Here is a 21,600-nt window from a genome sequence, read left to right on the forward strand (position 1 = left end):
TCGGCGGCCGCCTAAATCCGTGGGCGTCCTGCCCAGCGGCGGGCCTTGAGGGCCGCATGGAGTTCGAGCCGGACCATGCCCTTCAGCGGATCCACGCCAAGGACCTGCCGGATGCGGCCCAGCCGGTTGTAAATACTGCTCCGGTGCAGATGCAGCCTGGTGGCGACGTCCTGCACTGAACCGTCATTGTCATACAGCAGTTCCAGCACGGGCAGGAGCTCACCGTTCCGATCGTGGTCTTCCAGGATGCGCCAGTAGACGGAACCGGCGTCGGCCCAGGCCCCGGCGCCGCCACCGGCGGAGGCCAGCAGCTGGTAGACGCCGGTGGCCCGGCAATCCACCAGCTCGCCCAGCTGGGGATCCACTGCGGCGGCCTGCGCGGCCTGCTTGGACTGCCGGTAGGCGTCTGCCAGTTGACGCGGCTTGGCGAAGCCTTCGCTTGTTCCAAGGATGATCCGGTGCACGGGCCGCCCGGACCGCTTGGCAAGTTCGAGCTGGTAGTGGACCAGGACCTGCGCATGGGCCGCCCGCCCGGTAGATTCCCGGAACAGGACCACCGCGTGGGTTTCCGTGCCGGCACTGAAGAGCGCCGCGTCCACCCCGATGGTCGCCTGCAGGGCCGAGGACCGGTGGATCAGGGTTGAGGCGATGGGGTCGGATCCCTCCGCCCAGCCGTCGGCGTCGAGCACTGTGACCAGCTGCCACGGGCCGCGGCCCTGCACCTCCTTCCAGCCGGCCACGGCGGCAACGGCATTTGCTTCACCGCGGCAGGCGCTGAGGAACTCCTGCTCCCTGCGGCGCCGGAACTCGGATTCGGCCGTGTTCGACTCGAGGAGCAGCCCGGACAGGAGTTCGAGTTCGTCCCGGACGCCAGGCAGCTGGGTGAGAATCGCCGTCGCGCTTTGGTCGTCAATGTCCTGCTGCACCCACAGGTAACCGACGCGGAAACCGCGGACCAGCAGCGGGACGCAGACGCGTCCCAGCATGCCAAGATCCTCGTTGGCGGGTACGACGACGGGACGCACCGCCGTCGCGATACCGTGCGATAGCTGCCACGCCTTCACGTCCGCCGGTACGCGTTTGCTGAGCAGGAAGTTCACCCGGACCCGGTCCGCGTGGGACTGATTGGAGCTGTAGGCGAGCAGAACGCCGTCGAGATCTTCGAGCGACAGTCCACGGCCGAGCTTTACGGCTACCTGCTCCACGAGCTGTTCCACATCCTGCTGGTGCATGGTTGCCACCTTACTGCCCGCCGCCGCCGGAACGTGAACGGACAGCAGGCGACACCTGACGCTTCACAGCTCGACAGATGTCTAGTCGTCGATTTCAAAAAGCCCGGAAACAAGCGGAAGCCCGCCTGCCGGCTTGGCGGCATCCTGTCAGCTACCTCACACCCGGATTTATTCTGGAAGTACCAGATTCCCCGCACGTTCGGCCCACAAAGGCCACCAACAATGGAGCCCAAGAAATGATCATCGGCGTCCCTAAAGAGATCAAGAACAACGAATTCCGCGTGGCCATCACCGCCGCCGGTGTCCACGAATTCCGCACCCACGGCCACACCGTCCTGGTGGAACGCGGCGCAGGCCTGGGCTCAGGCATCACGGACGAGGAATACGCCATCGCCGGCGCCGAGATCGTCACCGAAGCCGATGACGTCTGGGCCCGCGCCGACATGGTCATGAAGGTCAAGGAGCCCATCGCCGCGGAATACCACCGCTTCCGCAAGGGCCTGATCCTCTTCACCTACCTGCACCTGGCCGCCGAGCCCGAACTGACCAGGGAGCTCATCAACTCCGGCGTTACCGCGATCGCCTACGAGACGGTCCAGGAAGGCCGCACCCTGCCCCTTCTGGCCCCGATGTCAGAGGTTGCAGGACGCCTGTCCGTCCAGGTCGGCGCCACCTCCCTGATGGCCCCCGCCGGCGGCAAGGGCGTCCTCCTCGGCGGCGTCCCGGGCGTCCGTCCGGCCAAGGTTGTTGTCCTCGGCGCCGGCGTCGCCGGCACCAACGCCGCAGCCATGGCCCTGGGCCTCGGCGCGGACGTGACCATCCTGGACATCAACATCAACCGCCTGCGCGAACTCGACGCCCAGTACCAGGGCCGGCTGAAGACGGTCGCGTCCAACAAGTACGAAATCGAAAAGTCCGTCGTGGACGCGGACCTGGTCATCGGCTCCGTGCTGATCCCGGGCGCAAAGGCCCCCAAGCTGGTCACCAACGAGCTCGTCTCCCGGATGAAGCCCGGCTCCGTGCTCGTAGACATCGCAGTGGACCAGGGCGGCTGCTTCGAGGACACCCACCCCACCACGCACCAGGAACCCACGTACAAGGTCCACAACACGATCTTCTACTGCGTGGCCAACATGCCCGGCGCGGTTCCGAACACGTCCACCTACGCCCTGACCAACGTGACCCTGCGCTACGGCGTGGCCCTGGCCAACCTCGGCGTCAAGGCCGCGTTTGAGAAGGACCCCGCCCTCGCAGCCGGCCTCAACATCGCCGCCGGGCAGGTCGCCCACCACTCGGTCTCCGAAGCGCATGACCTGCCGCTCGTAGCCGACTGGCACGAACTGGTCTCCGCATAACTCCTGACCGGCGCATGAACGGCGTCCATCCCCGCGTGCTCGCTCCCCACCGTCGCTTAGACGCACGCTTTCCGGATGGACGCCGTTCATGCGTTAACGGAGTTACGCGTTGCCAGTTCCCGTGCTTTTTCGATTAATTTGAGCACTTCGATCGGGCCCGCAGGGTCCACGGGAAGCGGCAGCGGCGAGGCGGTGCCGCCGTCGTGGATTTTGTCCGCCAGGATCCGGTAGAACGCCGGGTACGCTCCCCGCTCGGTGGACAGCCGGTCCAGGTGGCCGTCGCGCCCCAGCGAGCCGGCCCATTCGGCGTCCTCGATACCATATTCCTCGTCCAGTGGCCCACCGCCGGCCACAATGTACGGTTCCTGCGGGTCGACGCCGTGCTTAGTGAAGCCGCCCTTGGAGCCCAGCAGCCGGTAGCGGGGTCCTTGCTGGGCGCAAAGCATGTTCATCCAGAGGTGGCTGACCACACCGGACTCGTGCTGCAGGGCCAGGAAGACATCGTCGTCGGTCTTTTCTCCTGGCCTCCGGGCGCTAAGTTCCGCGTGCATCACCGTGGCGGGCCCGAATAGCTGCAGCGACTGGTCGATAAGGTGCGTACCGAGGTCGAAAAGCACCCCGCCGCCGTCGTCCGCCGTGGCACCCGCTTTCCATGCCTTGGAGACTTCCGGGGACCACCGCTCAAACCGGGACTCGAACCGGGTCACGTCGCCCAGCACGCCGCCTTCCAGCAAACCCTTCACGGTGAGATAGTCGCCGTCCCAGCGGCGGTTCTGAAAGACAGTCAGCACACGGCCCAGCCGGCCGGCGAGTTCCATCAGTTCCTGGCCTTCGGCGCTGCGCACCGCAAAAGGCTTGTCGACGACGACGTCGAGCCCCGCCTCCAGCGCGGCCTTGGCCAGCGGATAGTGCGTGGCCGGCGGTGTGCCCAGGACCAGCAGGTCAAGTTCGCCGGCGCGCGCCAGAATATCGGCAGGAGTGTCCACGAGCCGCGTGGCCGGGTAGCTGCCGGACGCGTCGGACTGCCTCCCGGCGTCGGACGTTGCAATGACGTCCAGGGTGTAGGCCGAATTGGCGGCGATCAACGGGGCGTGGAACACGCGGCCGGACAACCCGAACCCGGCGACCGCCGTCCGGATCGCGGGCTTGCCCTGGCCGGAGCCCGAAGTTGCTGCTGTGGTCATGAAACCAACGCTACCCCCGGAGAGGAGTTATGGGGACGGCGAAGGCCGGCACCCCCACGTGAAGAGATCACGGAGATGCCGGCCCCGGCGCTAGCGCAGCGTTGCTGTTGTTACTTCTTTTCCCAGCCGAGGCTGGTCCAGTCCGGAACCTGGGACAGGCTCTTGAACAGGGACGGGCCGTAGTTTGCCAGGCCCGTGCGGACGAACGAGATCTGCGGGCCGTTCATCACAACACCCATGGAGAAGTACTTGGCCATGTGCTTCCTTTCAACCTCCATGGCCGCCTTGTTGCGCTCGGCGTTGTCCTCGATGCTGCTGAGGGCCTTGATCTCGGCGTCCAGCTCCGCGTCGCCCAACCCGTTCTCGTTGGTCTTGGAGTCGTAGAACTGCTTGACGGCGTCGGTCGCGTCAGCGCCGACGGTGTAGCCGGAAACGCTCAGGAAGAAGTCGCGGCTTCCCAGTACCTTGCCGAAGTCGGCGGAGGCGCGCTGGTCGATCCCTACGTCCATGCCGCCGGCCTGGAGCTGCTTCTGCAGGGTCTGCACGAACGCCAGGGTGGTGGGGTCGTCACCGAAGTTGCTGATCTTGAAGGCGGCCGGGACTCCGTCCTTCTCCATGATGCCCGCTGCGTTGGGCTTGTAGCCGGCATCGGTCAGTACCTTCTTGGCTGCTTCGGCACCGGATTCCGTGGCCGGGTAGTTGTCCTGGTAGTACTTGGAGAACGGCAGCAGCATCATTGAGCCGGAGCTGGTCTCTTCCCAGTTCAGGCCGTTGAAGCGGACCTTCCGGAGTGCTTCGCGGTCCACGGCGGTGAAGATCGCCTTGCGGATGGCGACGTCGGTCATCGGAGCCTTCTGGGCGTTCAGGTTCAGGCCACCTGCGAACAGGCGCTGGCCGCGGCGGACCTCTGAATTCTTGGTGCCGTCGAGCTGCTTGTACAGCGCGATGGTGTTGGCCGAGACGCCGTCGATTTCACCGTTCTTGAACGCTGCAATCTGGGCGCTGGTCTCCAGCTGGCGGAACACCACCTTGTCCAGGACCGGCTTGGTGCCCCACCACTTGTCGTTCTGGGCCAGGGTCACGGTCTTGGCGGCGCTGTCGTACTGGTCCAGCTTGAACGGGCCGGCCATCCACTCCGGGTGCATGTCGCCGGTAAAGCCGGTGTTGAAGATTTCCGGCGTATTCACTGCCGGGTGGATCAGGCCAGTGAAGAGGGCATCCAGCGGGAATACCGGCTGGGTGGTGGTGACCACAACTTCCTTGTCACTGGAACCGGCCTTCACGGAATCAACGAACTCGTACGCGCCGGAGCTGACGATGTCGATGTCCTTGTTTTCACCCTTGAGCATGTTCCAGGTGTTCTGGAAGGCCTTGACGTCGATCGGCGTGCCGTCGTTGTAGGTGGCTTTCTCGTTCACCTTGATGGTGATGGTCTGCTTGCCGTCCTTGACCTCGCTCTTGACGTCTTCGCAGAAGTCCTTGTTCGGCGTGGCTGTGCCGTCGAAGTCGAAGTTCCAGCAGCCCCACGTTCCCGCACCGTCGATGGGGCGGTGCAGCGCGGTGTTGTCCGCGCTGTTGCCGTTGTTGGAAAAGCCGTTGAAGTCCGGACCGATGTTGCCCAGCGGAAGGGTCACGGTGCCGCCCGGTTCCAGGTCCTTGGCGTCCTTGGCATTGATGCTGATCAGCTTGGTGAGGTCGCTGCCGGAGTCCTGGCCTTTGCCTGCCTCGGGGCCGGAGGAGGTCCCGCCTCCGCCGCAGCCTGTGAGCGCAAGCGCTGCCGTTAGGGCGGCCGCCCCGCCAATCTTGGTCAGATTCTTCATGGGTTTCCCTTCATTTTTTGGTGCGAGAGTTGGTGCATTGGGGGATCTGGGCAAGTCATGGGCTTTCGTGGACAACAAGCATTTCCGCGTCGAGTTCGCCGTCCGGGAAGAAACAGGCGAACTGCTGGTCCGTCGCCAGCCGGCCGGTATCTTGGACTGACGCCGCGGCTGTCCGGGCCGCCGGGGCAGCCTGCGAAGGGGCGGCAGTTTCCAGGGGCGGCTCGAGCGTGAGGCATTTCTCCTGCTTCACGGCAGGCAGCGCAGCAAACACCGGGCAGCGGGTGGCGAAGTTGCAGCCCTTGGGCGCATCCAGCGGCGAGGGGAGGTCCCCCTGCAGGATGATGCGTTCGCGGGTGCGTTCCAGTTGCGGGTCCGGTACCGGGATCGCGGACAGTAGTGCGCGGGTGTAGGGGTGGCGCGGGTTGTCGAAGACGCTGTTCACATCCCCGATTTCCACGATCTTTCCCAGGTACATCACGGCCACGCGGTTGGAGATGTGGCGCACCACGGAGAGGTCGTGCGCCACCATGAGGTAGCTCAGGCCGAGTTCTGCGCGGAGCTTGTCCAGGAGGTTGATGACGCCCGCCTGCACGGACACGTCCAGCGCTGACACGGGCTCGTCGAGGACCACCAGCTTGGGATTGACCGCGAGCGCGCGGGCAATCCCGATGCGCTGCCGCTGGCCGCCGGAGAACTGGTTGGGGAAGCGGTTGACGTGATCCGGCTGGAGGCCCACCAGCTCCATCAGTTCCATGATGCGTTTCCGGATCGCGGGCTTGGCCAGGCCGGCGTTTTCGAGCGGCTCGGACAGGACTTCAAAGACCGTGAAGCGCGGGTCCAGTGCGCCGGTGGGGTCCTGGAACACCATCTGGAGTTCCTTGCGCATGGCGGCCTTGGTCCGGGCATCGGAGGCCGCCTTGTTGCTCAGGCCGCCGATGGTCACCTCGCCGTCCTGGTCCTTGTGGAATTCCATGATTTCCAGCAGGGTGGTGGTCTTCCCGCAGCCGGACTCGCCGACAATCGAGAAGCACTCTCCTTCGCGGATATCGAAGCTCAGCCCGTCCACGGCCTTTACCGTGCCGATCCGCCGTTTAATGAGTGAGCCCTTCAGCAGCGGGAAGTGCTTCCGGACGTCCTTCAGTTCCAGGACGGTCCGGCGCTCCTGCCGCGGAACGGCGTCGAAGCGGGAGACCGGAACGGCCGGGGCCCGGAAGATCTCGTGGACATCCACTTCCGCGCCAAGGGAGTCCGTCTTGATGCAGGCCGCCTTGTGGGCGCCGCTGCCGGTGGGGTTCCCCGCTGCCCGCGGGCCGCTGACCGGCCACAGCTCCGGTTCCCCCTGCAGGCAGGCGTCACTCGCCAAGGGGCAGCGGGGCGCGAAGGAGCACCCGGTGGGCGTGTGGATCAGGTTGGGCGGAATGCCTTCGATGGGCACCAGCGAGGACTTTTCCGCAACGTCCACGCGGGGAACTGCGCCCAGCAGGCCCATGGTGTAGGGCATCCGCGGGCTGTAGTAGATGTCGTCCACGCTGCCGGTCTCCACCGGCTTTCCCGCGTACATCACCATGATGTCGTCCGCCATGCCGGCCACCACGCCGAGGTCGTGCGTGATCATCACGACGGCGGCTCCGGTCTCTTCCTGCGCGGTGTGCAGCACCTCCAGGACCTGCGCCTGGATGGTGACGTCCAGCGCCGTCGTCGGCTCATCCGCGATGAGCACCCGCGGGTTGTTGGCAATCGCGATGGCGATCATGACGCGCTGGCGCATGCCGCCGGAGAATTCGTGCGGGAACGCCTTCAGGCGGTCCTTCGGGCTGGGAATGCCCACCATGCGAAGAAGTTCGACGGCGCGGGCCTCCTTTGCCTGTTTGCTCATCTTCGGGTGGTGGACCGTCAGCGCCTCGATGATCTGGTGGCCCACCGTGTACACGGGCGTCAGGGAAGAGAGCGGGTCCTGGAAGACCATGGCGATGTCGTTGCCGCGGTACGCGCACATGGCCTTGTCGCTGAGGCCCAGCAGTTCCCTGCCGTTCAGCCGCACCGAGCCGGTGACCTCGGCCATGGCGGGGAGCAGGCCCATGATGGCCAGGGAGGTGACGGATTTGCCTGAGCCGGACTCCCCCACGATGCCGAGGGTCTTGCCGGGCAGGAGGTCGAAGTCCACGCCGCGGACCGCGTGGACAACACCGTTCTCCGAATTGAACCGGACGTTGAGGTCCCGGACGGACAGGACAGCATCCGCCGGGGAATCACCCGGGGTGTGCAGCCCCGCAACGTGCAGTCGCTCCGCAGTCATTTCCGTGCTGGCGGTGGTTTCGCTGCTCATTTGCTCTTCTTTGCTGTGGTCTTGGCTGTTTTGCCCGTCTGGGCCCTGCCCTTTTTGGCGCTGCCCATTTTGGCGCTGCCCACGGAGCTTGAGCTGGGATCGAACGCATCGCGCAGCCCGTCGTTCATCATGGCCAGCGAACCCGTCAGCAGGAACATCACCACCAGAGGAACCCAGAACATCCAGGGGAAGGTGGACACCTGCGACGTGGCTTGGCCTATCAGCACGCCCAGGCTGACATCGGGGACCTTGATGCCGATGCCGATGAAGGAGAAGGCGACCTCAGCCAGGATGGCTCCGGTCACGCCGCGGGTGATGTCCAGGACCAGCAGGGATCCGATGTTGGGCACCAGGTGCCGCCAGACGATCCGTCGGGCGGGGATGCCCATGTACTGGGCGGCCTTGACGAAGTCGCGCTGCATCAGCGACATAGAGAGGGAACGGATGAGGCGGGCGGTACCCATCCAGCTGAAGACGAGCAGGACGATGATTAGCAGCAGCCAGCTGGGAAGGTTTTCCTGCAGGCCGTTGCCGCCGCCGCTGGTGGCCACTGCCACCACCAGCAGGGCCGGCATCATGATCAGCGCTTCGAGGATGAACAGCATGACCTTGTCCACCTTGCCGCCGAAGTAGGCCATGGTGCAGCCGTACACGGCGGCGATCAGTACCGACACCAGCCCGACCACCAGGCCGATGAAAATGGAGATCCGGGTGCCTTCGACCGTGAGGGCGTAAAGGTCGATGCCCGCCTGGGACGTGCCCAGCAGGTGGTCGGCAGACGGCGGCATGCCGATGTTGAAGGGGTCGATGGTCTCCTTGTCCCACGGGGTGAAATAGCCGCCCACGAAGGAAAACACCGTCAGGGCGAGGAAGATGACCATGCCTGCCACGGCGGTCTTGTTGCGGAGGAAACGCCGCAGGATGATCGCGGATTTGGCGATCACGACGTCGTCGTTCTCGATCCTTGCTTCCTCGGCGACGGCGCCGGGGTCTACCGCGTTCAGGTTGGTCATGGCTACTGCACCCGCACTCTCGGGTCGACAAGGGTGGTGGCAAAGTCCGCGAGGATGGCTCCGATCGCGAAAATCACCGAGCCGTAAGCCAAAGTGGCCGTGGCCGCGTTCACGTCCTGCAAGGCGATCGCGTCGATGCTCCAGGAGCCGACGCCGTGCCAGGCGAAGATCTTCTCGGCAAAGAATCCGCCGGCGAAGATGGCCGGAATGGTGAACGCAATGCTTTGCGCCACCGGGATGAACGAGACCCGAAGGGCGTGGCGGGTGATGGCCTGGTTGCGGGTGAGGCCCTTGGCCCGGGCCGTCCGGACAAAGTCGGCGTTGACGTTGTCCAGCAGGTACTGGCGCTGGGCGATCTGGTAGGTCCCCCAGCCCACGATGGTGATGGCAAACGTGGGCACGGCGTAGTGGGCCAGCATGTCCAGGAACTGGACCCAGCCGTTGCCTTCCAGCCCGGGGGTGGAGATGCCGGTGACGAACAGAATCCGTTCGCCGACCGTTTCGTTGATGTTGATGGCACCCAGCTGGACCAGGAAGTAGGCGATGGGCGCGGGCACGATGTATACGAGATAGCTGTAAGAGGTGATCGCGCGGTCGGAAAACTTGTACTGCCGGGCTGCGGTGTACACGCCCAGTGCCACGCCGATGATCAGGGTGAGGACGATGGAGGCCAGGAACAGCCGGGTGGAGATCCAGACGCGGTCGCCGAACTCGGCATTGATGAAAGCGCCGTTGGGGCTTCGGCCCCAGTCCCAGCGCGTGACCACTGCCGTCAGCCAGTCAACGTAGCGCTCCCACGGGCTCAGCGTCGGATCAAGGCCCTTGAGGCGGAAGGAGTTTGTCACCTGCTCGGGCGTCGGCCGCGGAATGCGTTCCTGCTCCAGCAGCGCCGGCTGAAGCGTGCTGACGGCGAGGAAGTACCCCGCCGTGGTGGTCAGGAAGATCATGAGCAGGTAGGTAGCTGCCCTTTTGGCGAGGTAACGGAACACGTCTGCCTAGCTCAGGATCGCCGGAGCCAGTTCCGCGTCGCGCCGTGACGGCGGCGCTTCGGAGGCGTCGTTACGGGCGGGTGTCATATCAGCATTCACAGCAGTCGATCCTTCCGTCATCCCCCAACCGGCAGGGGTTCCGCCGCCGATTCGGGATCATGGCCAGCGGGTGTCTGGCCGCCCCGCGAGCCCAGTGGCTTTGTCCTGGTGGACTATGTTGCGGGTCACATTCCAGAGGAAACTACCACATATGCGGAGGCCTCCCTGGTGAGCTGGAGCGGAAACACGGGCGTCCTGTATCAGATCGTTATGAATAAATCCGGAGGATTGATTTGACCCGTGCAATCCCGGGCCATGGATTACCTTTCATTCGAAGTATTCCCTGTCCGGGTGTCGAAGCCGCCGGGACAGCTCACCACGCGGGTGACGAGTTCGCGCCAGGACTCGGTAAGTCGCTCCGGAGTCACCTGGTGCACCCGCACGGCGTACAGCAACCTTTCCGGGTCCAGGGTGGAGCTGAGTGACATTGCCATGAGCCAGGGATCCGCTGTCACTCCGGCCGCCCGCAGGAGCATTTCGATGTGCCGGCGCCAGAGCACAGCGGCCGGCACATCGAAGCGGTTGTAGCCGGAGGCGTCCGCGGCCCGGGCCAGTTCCCCGTACTCCAGGACATAGGCAATCCGCGCAGCACCGAACGCCGCAAGCCGGTCCAGTGGCGGAGCACCCGGGCCGAGGGGCGGGGGACCGAACATGAACCGGCCCTGGAACTCGGCCTCCGAGTCACTGAGCAGCGTCATCATGAGACCTGCCCGGGAGCCAAACCGCCGGAAGACAGTACCTTTACCGACGCCCGCGCGCTCGGCCAGCCGGTCCATGGTGAGGCCGTCCGCCCCGCACTCCTCAATGAGTTCACGGGCAGCCCTGAGAAGCAGTTCCCGGTTGCGGGCGGCGTCGCTGCGTTCCGCTTCCCCGCCCTGTGGCGATCCGGAGCGGATTGGGATGAGGCTCACAGATTTTATTCTAGCCCGGGGAATAATATCCGGACCGTAGTCCGTTTAGCATGAGTGAAGGCACTCACCAGCCTCCGCGACCAATAAGCCTGCGGACCCCTCCCGCGGCCGGAAACTAGGAGTTCACATGTCCAAGGGCACCGTACTTACGCTGGTCGGCAGCCTGCGCGCCGAATCCACCAACCAGAAGCTCGCCGAAGCCATCCAGCTGAACGCGCCCGAGCAGGTTGAGGTTGTCATCCACGAAAGCCTGGGCAACATCCCGTTCTACAACGAGGACATTGACGTCGAGGGCCGGGTTCCGGCTGCAGCCGCCGCCCTCCGCGCCGCCGCCAACGGCGCCGACGTCCTGCTGCTGGTCACGCCGGAGCACAACGGAACCGTGCCCGCTTCGCTCAAGAACGCCATCGACTGGTTGTCGCGCCCCTTCGGCGCCGGCGCCCTCAACGGCAAGCCCACCGCCGTCGTCGGCACCGCCTTTGGCCAGTACGGCGGAGTCTGGGCACAGGACGAGGCCCGCAAGGCCGTCGGCATCGCCGGCGCCCGGGTCCTTGAAGATGCCAAGCTGGCTGTCCCCGGCTCGATGGTCCGCTTTGCCGAAGTCCACCCCAAGGATGACGCCGAAGTTGTGGAGCAGATCAAGGGCGTATTCGACGCCCTGGCCAACGCCGGAACAGCCGCCAAGGCTGCCTGACCACAGCCTTAACCGCGCCAGACGCCCTCGGCTAGCGCCGGGGGCGTTTTGCGTCACCATTCCGTGATGGAGCTGACGCAGAACCGTCACTCAGCACATATTCCGTACACAGTTGCACCGCCGTAACGTGGAGACGGGGACGTGCGAGAGCTGGAAGTGCGGTGCCTTCATGATGGTCACGCCTGGGGTCCGGGCAGCTGCGGCGGCCGCCGCGTTGATACTTCCGCTGTGGCTCGGATCCTGCTCGCTGCCCCCTGCGGCGTCCCTGGCAGGTACAACCGCCCAGCCGGGCAGCGTGCCGGAACCGCAACCTCTCCCGCCGCCGTTCCCTGGCGCCGCAACAACAACAACAACCGCCACACTCCCGGCATCCGCCCCCTCCGGACCGGACATTGCAGTTTCCATCCCGGCGGCTAAACCCATGACGGGCGGCAGCATCATCCCGCAGGCAGGCATCAACGGCGCCGCGGCCGTCGACGGCGCCACCGCCGTATCCACAACCGGCGGCACCGTGCCCGCCACTGCAGCGTCAGGCGGCCCGGGCGCCTCCGGATCCGGCAGCCTGGCAGCTCCGAAGGAATCTGGCGCGGCCGGCCAGGCGGTGCCGCGAAGCGGTCTCGCCGGCGGAACGCCGGTGTACTTCGTGGCATTGGACGACGGCGGGAGCACCGGCGTGCGGTTCGGCTGCAACGACAGCCTGGTGGCCGTCTTCCACAGCACCGCCGCAGCGGAGGAACCGCTCCGGGCCGCCTTCGGTGTCCTGCTGGGCGGCGGCGACTCCCCGGACGGGTTGTACAACTCCCTGCATAATTCCGCGCTGGACTACGTTTCCGCCTACTTCGACGGCACCACGGTGGTGGTGAACCTGACCGGAACCATCCGGCCCGGCGGCGTTTGCGACCTCCCCCGCCTCGAAGCCCAGCTCACGCACACGGCCGTGTCTGCCGTCGGCGCGGCGCGTGCGGAAATCTACGTGGACGGACAGCGGCTGACGGACGTCCTAAGCCTCCGGTGAGCAGGAGGCTGCGGCAAATTGGGACCTCCGAAGGGGCAGGGCAGTTAGCTCCGCCGAAATAGTTCATCCATGGCCTCGTGGCTGCGGGCGCCGGCCAGTTCGGACCAGTTGCCGTCCCCGAGCACGTCGCCGGCCACCCTGGAGACGGTGGCGTACGCAGCCTTCGCGGTGTTGCCGCCGATGCTGATCCGGCGGACCCCGGCGTCGTGCAGTTCCCCCACGGAGGGCGCACCCAGGCCGGCGAGCGCATTCAGGGGCCCGGCGATCCGCCGGGACAGATCATGGAGCACGTGCAGGTCCTGCACTCCGGGCACGAAGATTCCGTTGGCCCCTGCGGCCAGGTATGCATCCGCACGCCGAAGGGTTTCCGTAAAGGCGCTGTCCGCAAACCTGCCGGACAGGTATGTGTCGGTGCGGGCGTTGATGAACAGGTCTACGCCCGCTTCCTCCGCCGCGCGGCGGACGACGGCGATCCGGCGCGCCTGTTCTCCCACGTCAGTCAGCGGCTCGTCGCCGGAGTCCTCCAAGTTGATACCGACGGCCCCGGCGGCCAGGACACTGCGGATGGTTTCCCGCAGCTCCCCGTCGTCAAACGTGCCCCCTGTGTCCGCGTACCCGGATTCGATGTCCGCGGTAACGGGCAGTTCCGTGGAGGCAGCGATGCGGCGAAGGGCCGCAACGGCCAGCTCGCGCGGAAGATGGTTCCCGTCCGGAAAGCCCAGGCTCCATGACAGGGCGGAACTGGACGTGGCCAGTGCCGCCGCCCCTGCCTCCTCCACCAGACGGGCGGACGCCACGTCCCAGACATTCACCAGGACCAGCGGCGCCGCGCCGTCGTGGAGTGCGTGGAAGACGGCGGCAGGGGATCCCGAGCGACTGTGCGATGTCATGGGTCCATTCCATGCCCTGCGTCGCCCAAGGTAAAGCATTCCGTGACCGCGCCGGGAACTGAACCGGATTTTCTATCAACAAACGTTGCCTAATTGACAACATATGGCTGTATCCTGTGAATGTGACCCACGAAACACTCGACGCCGCCGCTGCCGATGTCCTGCCGGCCGAAGCCATTGACGCAATCGAACGCGCGGCAACGTCCGCCCACCGCCACGATGAACTTTTCTCGGAGCGCGCAGCCAATATCAAGCAGTCCGCCGTCCGCGACGTCTTTGACATCTCGCTCCGCCCGGGCCTGGTGTCACTAGCCGGCGGCAGCCCCTACCTGCAGTCCCTGCCGCTCGAACGGCTCGGCCAGACGGCAGCGAAGATCATCAGCGAACAGGGCCTGACGGCGCTCCAGTACGGCAACGGCCAGGGGACGGAAGAGCTCCGCACGCAGATCTGCGAGGTGATGGCGGCCGAGGGAATCCTCGACGCGGATCCCAGGAACGTGGTGATCACTGCCGGTTCCCAGTCTGCCCAGGACGTGGCCACGAAGGTGTTCTGCAACCCCGGGGATGTGGTCCTGGTGGAGGACCCCACCTACGTGGGCGCCCTGAACACGTTTGAGGCCTACCAGGTGGAGGTGGCCACCGTCCCTATGGACGAGCACGGCCTGGTGCCGGACCTCCTCGAAGCCCGGATCGCCGCCCTGCAGACCGCCGGGAAGAACATCAAATTCCTCTACACCATCCCCAACTTCAACAACCCCTCCGGCATCACCCTGGCGGTGGAGCGGCGGCAGGAGATCGTGGATATATGCCGCAAGGCGAATATCCTGGTGCTGGAGGACAACCCCTACGGACTCCTCCGCTTCGACGGCAAGCCCCTCGCCCCGCTGCGGGCGGCCAATCCCGACGACGTCATCTACATGGGCTCGTTCTCCAAGATCTTTGCCCCGGGGCTGCGGATTGGCTGGGCCTTGGTGCCGGCACACCTCCAGCGCCGCTATTACCTGGCGTCCGAGGCCGTGACCCTTTGCCCGTCGACGCTGAACCAGATGCTGGTCTCCGCCTATCTGCGTGACTACGACTGGAAAGGGCAGATCGAAACCTATCGTGGGCTCTACGCCGAGCGCTGCCAGGCGATGCTCGCCGCCTTGGAGGAGTACATGCCGGAGGGGCTCAGCTGGACCCGGCCCGAGGGCGGCTTCTTCGTCTGGGTAACGCTGCCCGAGGGCGTGGACACGTACCCGCTGCTGCGCAAGGCGATCGACGCCGGCGTGGTGTTCATTCCGGGAGCGGCATTCACGCATTCGGACGAACCGTCCAACAAACTGCGCCTCGCCTTTAGTGCGGTTCCGCCCGAGACCATTGCCGAGGGCGTACGGCGGCTCGCGCCGGTACTGCGGGACGCCGTCGCGGCGCTGTAGCCTGAAGCATCACTGCATGCAGCTGGGCATTTTTCATTAGGCTGACCGATCCCTTAGGAGCAGGAGCATGACCGGAATTATTGTTGTCGGTGTTGACGGCAGCGAGACCGCAATGCGGGCCGCAGAAACAGCACAGGGCCTGGCCGCGTCACTGGGCGCGACCCTCCATGTGGTCACGGCCTTTGACAGTGACCGCACAGAGGTCTACGGCAGCGGCAGCGACCGCTGGATTGTGTCCGACGCAGGGGACGCCGAAAAGGTGGCCAAAGACGTTGCCACCCGGTTGAGCACGGGCGAACTGAAGGTCACTTACTCAGCGGCACGGGGCAAACCGGCGGAAGCCCTGATCAAGGAAGCCGAGCGTTTCGACGCCCGCATGATCGTGGTGGGCAACCGCCGGATGCGCGGGCTCGGCCGGGTCCTGGGCAGCGTCGCCAACAGCGTGGCGCACAACGCCCCGTGCGACGTCTACATCGCCAAGACTGACGTGGCCGACTAGCGCTTCTCAGGCCGACTGGGCCGTCTTGAGCATCCTGCGAAGAATCTTCCCGGAGGCGGACTTGGGCACGGCCTCGATGAACTCCACCCGGCGGATCTTCTTGAAGGGTGCCACCCGGGAGGCCACGAAGTCGATGACGCCGTCTTCATCGAGCGCTTCCCCTTCCCCGCCCGGCTGACGCACGACGAAGGCCATCGGCACTTCCTGGCCGTCGGCGTCGGGTGTCCCAATCACGGCGGCATCGGCGATGCCCGGGTGCGACAGCAGCAGCGCCTCAAGTTCGGCCGGTGCGATCTGGTATCCCTTGTATTTGATGAGTTCCTTCAGCCGGTCCACGATGGTCACCACACCGTCGGCCCGGACTGTCGCGATGTCACCGGTGTGCAGGAAACCGTCCGGGTCCAGGGTGTCGGCCGTTTCCTCCGGACGGTTGAGGTATCCAAGCATGACATTCGGTCCCCGGCACAGCAGGTGGCCCGGGGCACTGGTTCCCTCCGCCGGGATGTCGATGTCCTCGCCTGTGGCAGGGTCCACCAGCCGGCATTCCATGTTGGGCACCGTGAAGCCCACCGAGCTCACCGGAACGTCCGGCGCATCCACCGGGATCAGGTGCGACACAGGACTCATCTCCGTCATCCCGTAACCCTGCAGCACACGGCAATGGAGGCGTTCGGCGAGCGTGGCGCCGAGTTCCCCGTCGAGCGGCGCGGCACCGGACAGCGTGGTGTGGACGGTGCTGAGATCGTACTCCGCAACGAGCGGGTGTTTGGACAACGCCACGGCCACCGGCGGCGCGATGAACAGGTACGTGCATTTGTGGTCCTGGATGGTGCGCAGGAACTCGGCGAGGTCGAACCGGGGCATGGTGACCAGGCAGGCCCGTTCCCGCAGTGCGAGGTTCAACAGGACAGTAAGCCCGTAGATGTGAAAGAACGGCAGCAGGGCAAGAAGCCGGTCCTGCGGCTTCACCTTCAGAAGCCCGCGGGACTGTTCCACGTTGGCCACGAGGTTGCGGTGGCTGAGCTTCACGCCTTTGGGCCGCCCGGTGGTACCGGAGGAGTACGGCAGCACGGCCACATGGGTGGCCGGGTCGAAGGAAACGGCAGGTACCGGCGCTCCGGCGGTGAGCAGGTCCTTCAGCGAGGGGTGACCCGGGGCGCCGTCGAGCACCACGAGCCGGTCCGCCGGGATCCCGGCACGCTCGGCCGCCTGCACGGCACCCGGAAGCAGGGCGGACACCGTGAACAGCCACGTTGCAGCGGCGTCCTGCAGCTGAAGCGTGATTTCATCGGCGGTATAGAGCGAGTTAATGGTGGTGATGGTGGCGCCGGCCCGGAGCAGGCCGTGGAAGACGGCAGCGAACGCCGGGACGTTGGGGCAGAGGATTGCGGCAACCCCGTGCGGACCTAGTCCCTGTGCGGAGACTGCTCCCGCCACGGCGTCGATCTGTTCCAGCAACTGGCGGTAGGAGGTTTCCGCGCCGCTGCTGCCGTCTACGACGGCGGTCCGGTCCAGATCCGCTTCCGTGAGACCCCCGAAGAGGTACTCATAAACGCTTTGGTCCGGGATGACAACATCCGAAAAGGGGCTTGAGAACACGCAACATCTCCTTTGATCCGCTCCAGCAGCTGGCGGTAATTTCCGGCGGCAGCTGGTGCAACTCTAGTTCGGCATGTCAAGGATGCAGCGTCCCCGGCTTGACCGGCGTCACTCTCCCTGGTGGGCAGCCTCACCCGATTTTCGGCGGAATCACGCGGTTTACAGCGATAAAATTGGAAGGTGCTCGATGGTGCGGACATCCGAGTACCGTCGACCTCAGGGGAACATCATTCTTACGCTTCAGCGCCGCCAGCTAGTAGGGCACGACATCCTTCTTGCCCGCCACGGGAACCACATCAGCACCATGCGTGTGGACCGCGCCAATGACCGGGTGATCGCGTTCCTCGACGACGGTTCCACGGACACCGCCCCCAACCTGATCGCTCCCGGCCTGAATCTTCCGGAGACCATCCGAAGCGTCATGCGCGATGACTGGAAGTTCTTTGCGGTGGTCACTGCGTGCGTCACCGGCTTCTCCGGCGCGATGATCGCAGCGGCTGTAGCCCTGAGCGGACTGACGTCCGATCCGGCCCTGGCCCAGATGCTCGCGAACTACCCCGCCTACTAGGCCGCCTGGCACGAAGGAACCCCGCCGCTGAATTTTCCAGCGGCGGGGTTCCTTCGTTCTTGGCGATTCCCGTCCGGGACGCCCTCATCCAGTCCGATGCGTCCTAGTCCAGCAGGAGGGCAGGCTCCTCAAGGATTGCCGCGACGTCCGCCATGAAGCGCGCCGAGAGGTCCCCGTCCACCACCCGGTGGTCGAATGAACCGCCCAGGGTGGTGATCCAACGCGGGATGACTTCGCCGTCCAGGACCCACGGCTTCTGCTTGATGGTGCCAAACGCCACGATGGCCACCTCGCCGGGATTGATGATCGGGGTGCCGGTGTCGATGCCCAGGGCACCGATGTTGGTGACCGTCAGGGTGCCGCCCTGCATCTGCGCGGGCCGGGTCTTGCCGGCGCGGGCAGTGGTGGCCAGGTCGTTGAGTGCCAGAGCCAGTTCCTTGAGCGATAGGTCCTGTGCGTTCTTGATGTTCGGCACCATCAGGCCGCGCGGGGTTGCCGCTGCGATGCCCAGGTTCATAAAGTGCTTGACGTGGATCTCGGCCGTGTCGCTGCCGTCGGCGCTGTCCACCCACGTGGCGTTGACGCTGGGGTTGCGGGCGGCGGCCCAGATCACTGCCTTGGCCAGGATCAGCAGCGGGGAGACCTTGATGCCTTCGAAGTCACGCGACACCTTGAGCCGCTTGACGAACTCCATGGTGCGGCTGGCGTCGACGTCCACGAAGATGCTCACGTGCGGTGCGGCGAACGCGGACTCCACCATCGCCTTGGCCGTGGCCTTGCGGACACCCTTGACGGGAATCCGCTCGATCCGCTGGTCCTGGGGCCGGCCGGACTTGCCCCAGAAGGTGTCCGCCTTGTCCACCTCGGCGTCGCGCTGGGCCTGGTAGCTCACCAGGTCCTCCCGGGTGACTTCGCCACGCGCGCCGGTGGCGACAACGTCTGCGAGGTCGATCCCGAGGTCGCGGGCAATCTTGCGCACCGGAGGCTTCGCCAGGACCCGGTTGACCAGGCCGCTGATGGTACCGCCGAGGGTGGGACGCCCGGAAGCTTCTTCGGGAACCCCCGCGGTGTCGGGGGTGCCGGAGGCGGAAGCTGCGCCGGCGTTGATCCAGATGCCTTGGGTTTCGACCGGCTCGGCCAAAGGGGCGGGCTCAACTACCGGCGAGGTGGCCTCGGCCGGTGCCGGCAGTACCGCCGCGGACGGCGACGCCTTGCGCGGGCGGCGTTTGACGGCGTCGGCCTTGGGACCCGAGCCCACCAGGGGACCTACGGCCTTGCCGGAGGCGGGAACAGCCTGCGCGCCTGGCGTCCCGCTGTCTTGCTCGTCGTGATCCTCGAAGAGTTTCCCGTACATCGGGGCGTTCGCGGTGGGAGCTGCGGGCGTCTGTGCTGCAGCTGCGGGGGCCACCGGAACAGGCGCATCCGCAGGCGTGGGGTCGCCGGACACGGCGTCGCTCACGCTGATGATCGGAGTGCCGACGTCGACCGTGACCCCCACGGGAACGAGCAGTTCGGTGACCGTCCCCGCAAACGGCGAAGGGAGTTCCACGAGGGACTTTGCCGTTTCGATTTCGCACAGGATGTCATTGATCGCGACGCTGTCACCGGGCTTGACGTTCCACGAAACGATCTCGGCCTCGGTCAGCCCTTCGCCCACATCGGGGAGGTTGAACTTGTTTACAGTCATGGGGTCCTCGGTTTGGAAGGCGTCGTCAGCAGGCAATCTTCAGGACGCAGTTGTCAGTAGGCAAGGGCGCGGTCCAGCGCCTCGAGGATGCGGTCGATGTCCGGCAGGTAGTCCTCTTCCACCTTGGCCACGGGGTAGGGCATGTGGAAGCCGCCAACACGGATCACCGGCGCTTCGAGGGACAGGAACGCACGCTCGCTCACACGGGCCGCGATTTCGCCGCCGATGCCACCGAACGTCGGTGCCTCATGGGCCACGATCAGGCGTCCCGTCTTCTTGACGGACTCGGTAACGGTGTCGAAGTCAATGGGCGAGATGGACCGGAGGTCGATCACTTCAACGCTGTGGCCGTCCTCGGCAGCGGCACTGGCCGCAGCGAGTGCCACCGGGACCAGCGGACCGTAAGCGACCACGGTGGCGTCGGCGCCCTCGCGCAGCACGTGGGCCGTGAACGGATCCGCCGAAGCGCCGGGCGACTCCGTGTCTACGTCACCCTTGAGCCAGTAGCGCCGCTTCGGCTCAAAGACGATAACCGGGTCCTGGCAGTCGACCGCCTGCTGGATCATCCAGTAGGCGTCATGCGCGTTGGAAGGGGTGATGATGCGCAGGCCGGCCGTGTGGGCGAACAGCGCCTCCGGGGACTCGGAGTGATGTTCAATCGAGCCGATGCCGCCGCCGTACGGGATGCGGATGACCACCGGCACGGTGAGGTTTCCGTTGCTGCGGGCATGCATCTTGGCCAGCTGGGTGGTGATCTGGTTGAAGCCCGGAAAAACGAAGCCGTCGAACTGGATCTCGCAGACCGGCAGGTAGCCGCTGAGGGCAAGTCCGATCGCGGTTCCGATGATTCCGGATTCGGCCAGCGGGGTGTCCACGACGCGGTCGGCGCCGAATTCGCCGATCAGCCCGTCAGTGACGCGGTAGACGCCGCCGAGCGGGCCGATGTCCTCGCCCATGAGCAGCGTGCGGGGGTTGTTGTTCAGCGTCGCGCGCAGGCCCTCGTTGATGGCCTTGGCGATGGTCATGGTGGTCATCGGTTGGCTGCCCCGTCTTTGTCTGCCTCGTCTGTACTTGCTTCGTCAGCGAAGCCCGCGCTGTACTCCTCGAACCAGGCCAGCTCTTCGGCCACCAGCGGGTGGGCCTCGGCGTAAGTGTTCGCGAATGCCGTCCGGATGTCCGGGGTTTCGAGGTCGTGGGTCGTCTTGCGGACATAGGCGGCGAGTTCGTCGCCGTCGGCCTTGACCGTGGCGAAAAAGGCGTCATCAGCCATACCCTCGGCCCGGAGGTACTTCTCCAGCCGTTCGAGGGGGTCCTTCGCACGCCATTGCGCCTCTTCATCGGAGCCGCGGTACTTGGTGGGATCGTCCGCCGTGGTGTGGGCGCCGACCCGGTACGTAAAGGCCTCGATCAGCACCGGGCTCTTTCCTTCACGGGCCCGTTCCAAAGCCCACTCCGTGACGGCATGCACTGCGATGACGTCATTGCCGTCCACCCGGATGCCGGGGAAACCGTATCCTTTGGCGCGGTCGGCGAGGGGGACCCGGGTTTGCACGGTGCTGGGCACCGAGATGGCCCAGTGGTTGTTCTGGCAGAAAAAGACCACCGGCGCGTTGTACGAAGAGGCGAAAACCATGGACTCGTGCACGTCGCCTTCAGAGCTGGCTCCGTCGCCGAAGTACACCATGACGGCGGCCTTCGGTTCCTGCGGCTGGTCCGGGGTGGCGTTGGCGGCCGCAAGCTTCTGGTCCCGCTGGATACCCATGGCGTAGCCAACGGCATGCGGAGTCTGCGCCGCGAGGACCAGGGTGTAAAGGTGGAAGTTGGTGTCTTTGGGGTTCCAGCCGCCATTGGACACACCGCGGAACTGGCGCAGCAGCTCGGCCAGGTCAACGTTGCGGGTCAGGGCGACCCCGTGCTCGCGGTACGTGGGGAAGATGTAATCCTGCGGCCGGCTGGCCCGTCCGGATCCGATCTGGGCGGCCTCCTGGCCGGTCAGGGGCACCCACAGGGCCAGCTGCCCTTGGCGCTGGAGCGCGGTTGCCTCCTGGTCGAACCGCCGGATGGCTGCCATGTCCGCGTAGAACCCGCGCAGCTTTTCAGCGTCGAGCCGGTTGGCATAGGCGGAGAAGACCGGGTCCTCGCCCAAGGTGCCGTCCGGCCCCAGGAGCTGGACCATTCGGGTGGGAGGTTCACCCAGTACGGCCTCGGCTTCCGCCTCGAGCTGGTCGTCTACCCCGGTTCCGTCGAACTCGGTAGCGGGCAGATGTGTGGCGCCCATACCGTCTCCTTGCTTGCCGCACT

At 65.7% G+C, this 21,600-nt stretch carries 18 protein-coding genes; 6 read left to right on the forward strand and 12 right to left on the reverse strand.

Annotation, left to right across the window (positions count from 1 at the left end; all coding sequences use genetic code 11):
- Nucleotides 1-11 precede the first annotated feature (11 nt).
- Complete coding sequence (locus JOE41_RS10400) at nucleotides 12-1,232, reverse strand: PucR family transcriptional regulator (RefSeq protein ID WP_209752290.1); 1,221 nt, start codon at nucleotides 1,230-1,232, stop codon at nucleotides 12-14.
- Nucleotides 1,233-1,468: 236 nt separating this feature from the next.
- Between JOE41_RS10400 and ald the strand changes: the two genes are divergently transcribed.
- Complete coding sequence (ald, locus tag JOE41_RS10405; RefSeq protein ID WP_209752291.1) at nucleotides 1,469-2,587, forward strand: alanine dehydrogenase; 1,119 nt, start codon at nucleotides 1,469-1,471, stop codon at nucleotides 2,585-2,587.
- Nucleotides 2,588-2,673: 86 nt separating this feature from the next.
- Here ald and JOE41_RS10410 read toward each other — a convergent pair whose 3' ends face one another.
- The 6 genes from JOE41_RS10410 to JOE41_RS10435 all read right to left on the reverse strand — a co-directional run bounded on the left by JOE41_RS10410 (nucleotide 2,674) and on the right by JOE41_RS10435 (nucleotide 10,929).
- Nucleotides 2,674-3,771, reverse strand: coding sequence for a Gfo/Idh/MocA family oxidoreductase (locus JOE41_RS10410; protein ID WP_209752292.1), 1,098 nt, complete (start codon nucleotides 3,769-3,771; stop codon nucleotides 2,674-2,676).
- Nucleotides 3,772-3,881: 110 nt separating this feature from the next.
- Entirely contained in the window at nucleotides 3,882-5,591 is a 1,710-nt protein-coding gene (locus tag JOE41_RS10415; RefSeq protein WP_209752293.1) for an ABC transporter family substrate-binding protein, read from the reverse strand.
- Between the two features lie 55 nt (nucleotides 5,592-5,646).
- Entirely contained in the window at nucleotides 5,647-7,917 is a 2,271-nt protein-coding gene (locus JOE41_RS10420; protein ID WP_209752294.1) for a dipeptide ABC transporter ATP-binding protein, read from the reverse strand.
- On the reverse strand, nucleotides 7,914-8,930 hold the full coding sequence (locus JOE41_RS10425; RefSeq protein ID WP_209752295.1) for an ABC transporter permease: 1,017 nt from the start codon (nucleotides 8,928-8,930) through the stop codon (nucleotides 7,914-7,916). The genes JOE41_RS10420 and JOE41_RS10425 overlap by 4 nt, the downstream gene beginning before the upstream one ends.
- 2 nt (nucleotides 8,931-8,932) lie before the next feature.
- Nucleotides 8,933-9,919: an ABC transporter permease gene (locus tag JOE41_RS10430; RefSeq protein WP_209752296.1), complete on the reverse strand. Its 987-nt coding sequence runs from the start codon at nucleotides 9,917-9,919 to the stop codon at nucleotides 8,933-8,935.
- A gap of 359 nt (nucleotides 9,920-10,278) precedes the next feature.
- A complete protein-coding gene (locus JOE41_RS10435; RefSeq protein ID WP_209752297.1) occupies nucleotides 10,279-10,929 on the reverse strand; it encodes a TetR/AcrR family transcriptional regulator in 651 nt (216 codons plus the stop codon).
- Nucleotides 10,930-11,056: 127 nt separating this feature from the next.
- Between JOE41_RS10435 and JOE41_RS10440 the strand changes: the two genes are divergently transcribed.
- A complete protein-coding gene (locus JOE41_RS10440) occupies nucleotides 11,057-11,623 on the forward strand; it encodes an NAD(P)H-dependent oxidoreductase (RefSeq protein ID WP_209752298.1) in 567 nt (188 codons plus the stop codon).
- A gap of 169 nt (nucleotides 11,624-11,792) precedes the next feature.
- A complete protein-coding gene (locus JOE41_RS10445) occupies nucleotides 11,793-12,638 on the forward strand; it encodes a GerMN domain-containing protein (protein ID WP_245200693.1) in 846 nt (281 codons plus the stop codon).
- 44 nt (nucleotides 12,639-12,682) lie between these two features.
- Here the strand turns inward: JOE41_RS10445 and JOE41_RS10450 are convergent, their stop codons facing one another.
- Complete coding sequence (locus JOE41_RS10450) at nucleotides 12,683-13,528, reverse strand: isocitrate lyase/phosphoenolpyruvate mutase family protein (protein WP_209752299.1); 846 nt, start codon at nucleotides 13,526-13,528, stop codon at nucleotides 12,683-12,685.
- A gap of 122 nt (nucleotides 13,529-13,650) precedes the next feature.
- On the opposite strand from JOE41_RS10450, the gene JOE41_RS10455 reads away from it, so the two are divergent.
- On the forward strand, nucleotides 13,651-14,946 hold the full coding sequence (locus JOE41_RS10455) for a PLP-dependent aminotransferase family protein (protein ID WP_043431205.1): 1,296 nt from the start codon (nucleotides 13,651-13,653) through the stop codon (nucleotides 14,944-14,946).
- A 67-nt stretch (nucleotides 14,947-15,013) separates the two neighbouring features.
- Nucleotides 15,014-15,445, forward strand: coding sequence for a universal stress protein (locus JOE41_RS10460; protein WP_011693846.1), 432 nt, complete (start codon nucleotides 15,014-15,016; stop codon nucleotides 15,443-15,445).
- A gap of 6 nt (nucleotides 15,446-15,451) precedes the next feature.
- Here JOE41_RS10460 and JOE41_RS10465 read toward each other — a convergent pair whose 3' ends face one another.
- Nucleotides 15,452-17,044: an AMP-binding protein gene (locus JOE41_RS10465; RefSeq protein ID WP_209752300.1), complete on the reverse strand. Its 1,593-nt coding sequence runs from the start codon at nucleotides 17,042-17,044 to the stop codon at nucleotides 15,452-15,454.
- A 187-nt stretch (nucleotides 17,045-17,231) separates the two neighbouring features.
- On the opposite strand from JOE41_RS10465, the gene JOE41_RS10470 reads away from it, so the two are divergent.
- Nucleotides 17,232-17,612: a hypothetical protein gene (locus JOE41_RS10470; protein ID WP_011693848.1), complete on the forward strand. Its 381-nt coding sequence runs from the start codon at nucleotides 17,232-17,234 to the stop codon at nucleotides 17,610-17,612.
- Between the two features lie 103 nt (nucleotides 17,613-17,715).
- Here the strand turns inward: JOE41_RS10470 and JOE41_RS10475 are convergent, their stop codons facing one another.
- From JOE41_RS10475 to pdhA, 3 genes are read right to left on the reverse strand one after another with little or no spacing between them, the layout of a single operon-like run.
- Complete coding sequence (locus tag JOE41_RS10475; RefSeq protein WP_209752301.1) at nucleotides 17,716-19,299, reverse strand: dihydrolipoamide acetyltransferase family protein; 1,584 nt, start codon at nucleotides 19,297-19,299, stop codon at nucleotides 17,716-17,718.
- A 53-nt stretch (nucleotides 19,300-19,352) separates the two neighbouring features.
- Entirely contained in the window at nucleotides 19,353-20,333 is a 981-nt protein-coding gene (locus JOE41_RS10480) for an alpha-ketoacid dehydrogenase subunit beta (protein ID WP_209752302.1), read from the reverse strand.
- Nucleotides 20,330-21,577: a pyruvate dehydrogenase (acetyl-transferring) E1 component subunit alpha gene (gene pdhA / locus JOE41_RS10485; protein WP_209752303.1), complete on the reverse strand. Its 1,248-nt coding sequence runs from the start codon at nucleotides 21,575-21,577 to the stop codon at nucleotides 20,330-20,332. Before pdhA ends, JOE41_RS10480 begins: the two co-directional genes overlap by 4 nt.
- Between the last annotated feature and the right edge of the window lie 23 nt (nucleotides 21,578-21,600).

Source organism: Arthrobacter sp. PvP103 (assembly GCF_017833075.1).
Classification (GTDB): domain Bacteria; phylum Actinomycetota; class Actinomycetes; order Actinomycetales; family Micrococcaceae; genus Arthrobacter.

What these genes read in the sequence shown, in the direction of transcription:
- JOE41_RS10480 (WP_209752302.1), bottom strand. Translation starts at nt 20,333, where the DNA reads ATGACCACCATGACCATCGCCAAGGCCATCAACGAGGGCCTGCGCGCG.
- ald (WP_209752291.1), top strand. Translation starts at nt 1,469, where the DNA reads ATGATCATCGGCGTCCCTAAAGAGATCAAGAACAACGAATTCCGCGTG.
- JOE41_RS10440 (WP_209752298.1), top strand. Translation starts at nt 11,057, where the DNA reads ATGTCCAAGGGCACCGTACTTACGCTGGTCGGCAGCCTGCGCGCCGAA.
- JOE41_RS10470 (WP_011693848.1), top strand. Translation starts at nt 17,232, where the DNA reads ATGGTGCGGACATCCGAGTACCGTCGACCTCAGGGGAACATCATTCTT.
- JOE41_RS10460 (WP_011693846.1), top strand. Translation starts at nt 15,014, where the DNA reads ATGACCGGAATTATTGTTGTCGGTGTTGACGGCAGCGAGACCGCAATG.
- pdhA (WP_209752303.1), bottom strand. Translation starts at nt 21,577, where the DNA reads ATGGGCGCCACACATCTGCCCGCTACCGAGTTCGACGGAACCGGGGTA.
- JOE41_RS10450 (WP_209752299.1), bottom strand. Translation starts at nt 13,528, where the DNA reads ATGACATCGCACAGTCGCTCGGGATCCCCTGCCGCCGTCTTCCACGCA.
- JOE41_RS10425 (WP_209752295.1), bottom strand. Translation starts at nt 8,930, where the DNA reads ATGACCAACCTGAACGCGGTAGACCCCGGCGCCGTCGCCGAGGAAGCA.
- JOE41_RS10415 (WP_209752293.1), bottom strand. Translation starts at nt 5,591, where the DNA reads ATGAAGAATCTGACCAAGATTGGCGGGGCGGCCGCCCTAACGGCAGCG.
- JOE41_RS10400 (WP_209752290.1), bottom strand. Translation starts at nt 1,232, where the DNA reads ATGCACCAGCAGGATGTGGAACAGCTCGTGGAGCAGGTAGCCGTAAAG.
- JOE41_RS10410 (WP_209752292.1), bottom strand. Translation starts at nt 3,771, where the DNA reads ATGACCACAGCAGCAACTTCGGGCTCCGGCCAGGGCAAGCCCGCGATC.
- JOE41_RS10445 (WP_245200693.1), top strand. Translation starts at nt 11,793, where the DNA reads ATGATGGTCACGCCTGGGGTCCGGGCAGCTGCGGCGGCCGCCGCGTTG.
- JOE41_RS10475 (WP_209752301.1), bottom strand. Translation starts at nt 19,299, where the DNA reads ATGACTGTAAACAAGTTCAACCTCCCCGATGTGGGCGAAGGGCTGACC.
- JOE41_RS10420 (WP_209752294.1), bottom strand. Translation starts at nt 7,917, where the DNA reads ATGAGCAGCGAAACCACCGCCAGCACGGAAATGACTGCGGAGCGACTG.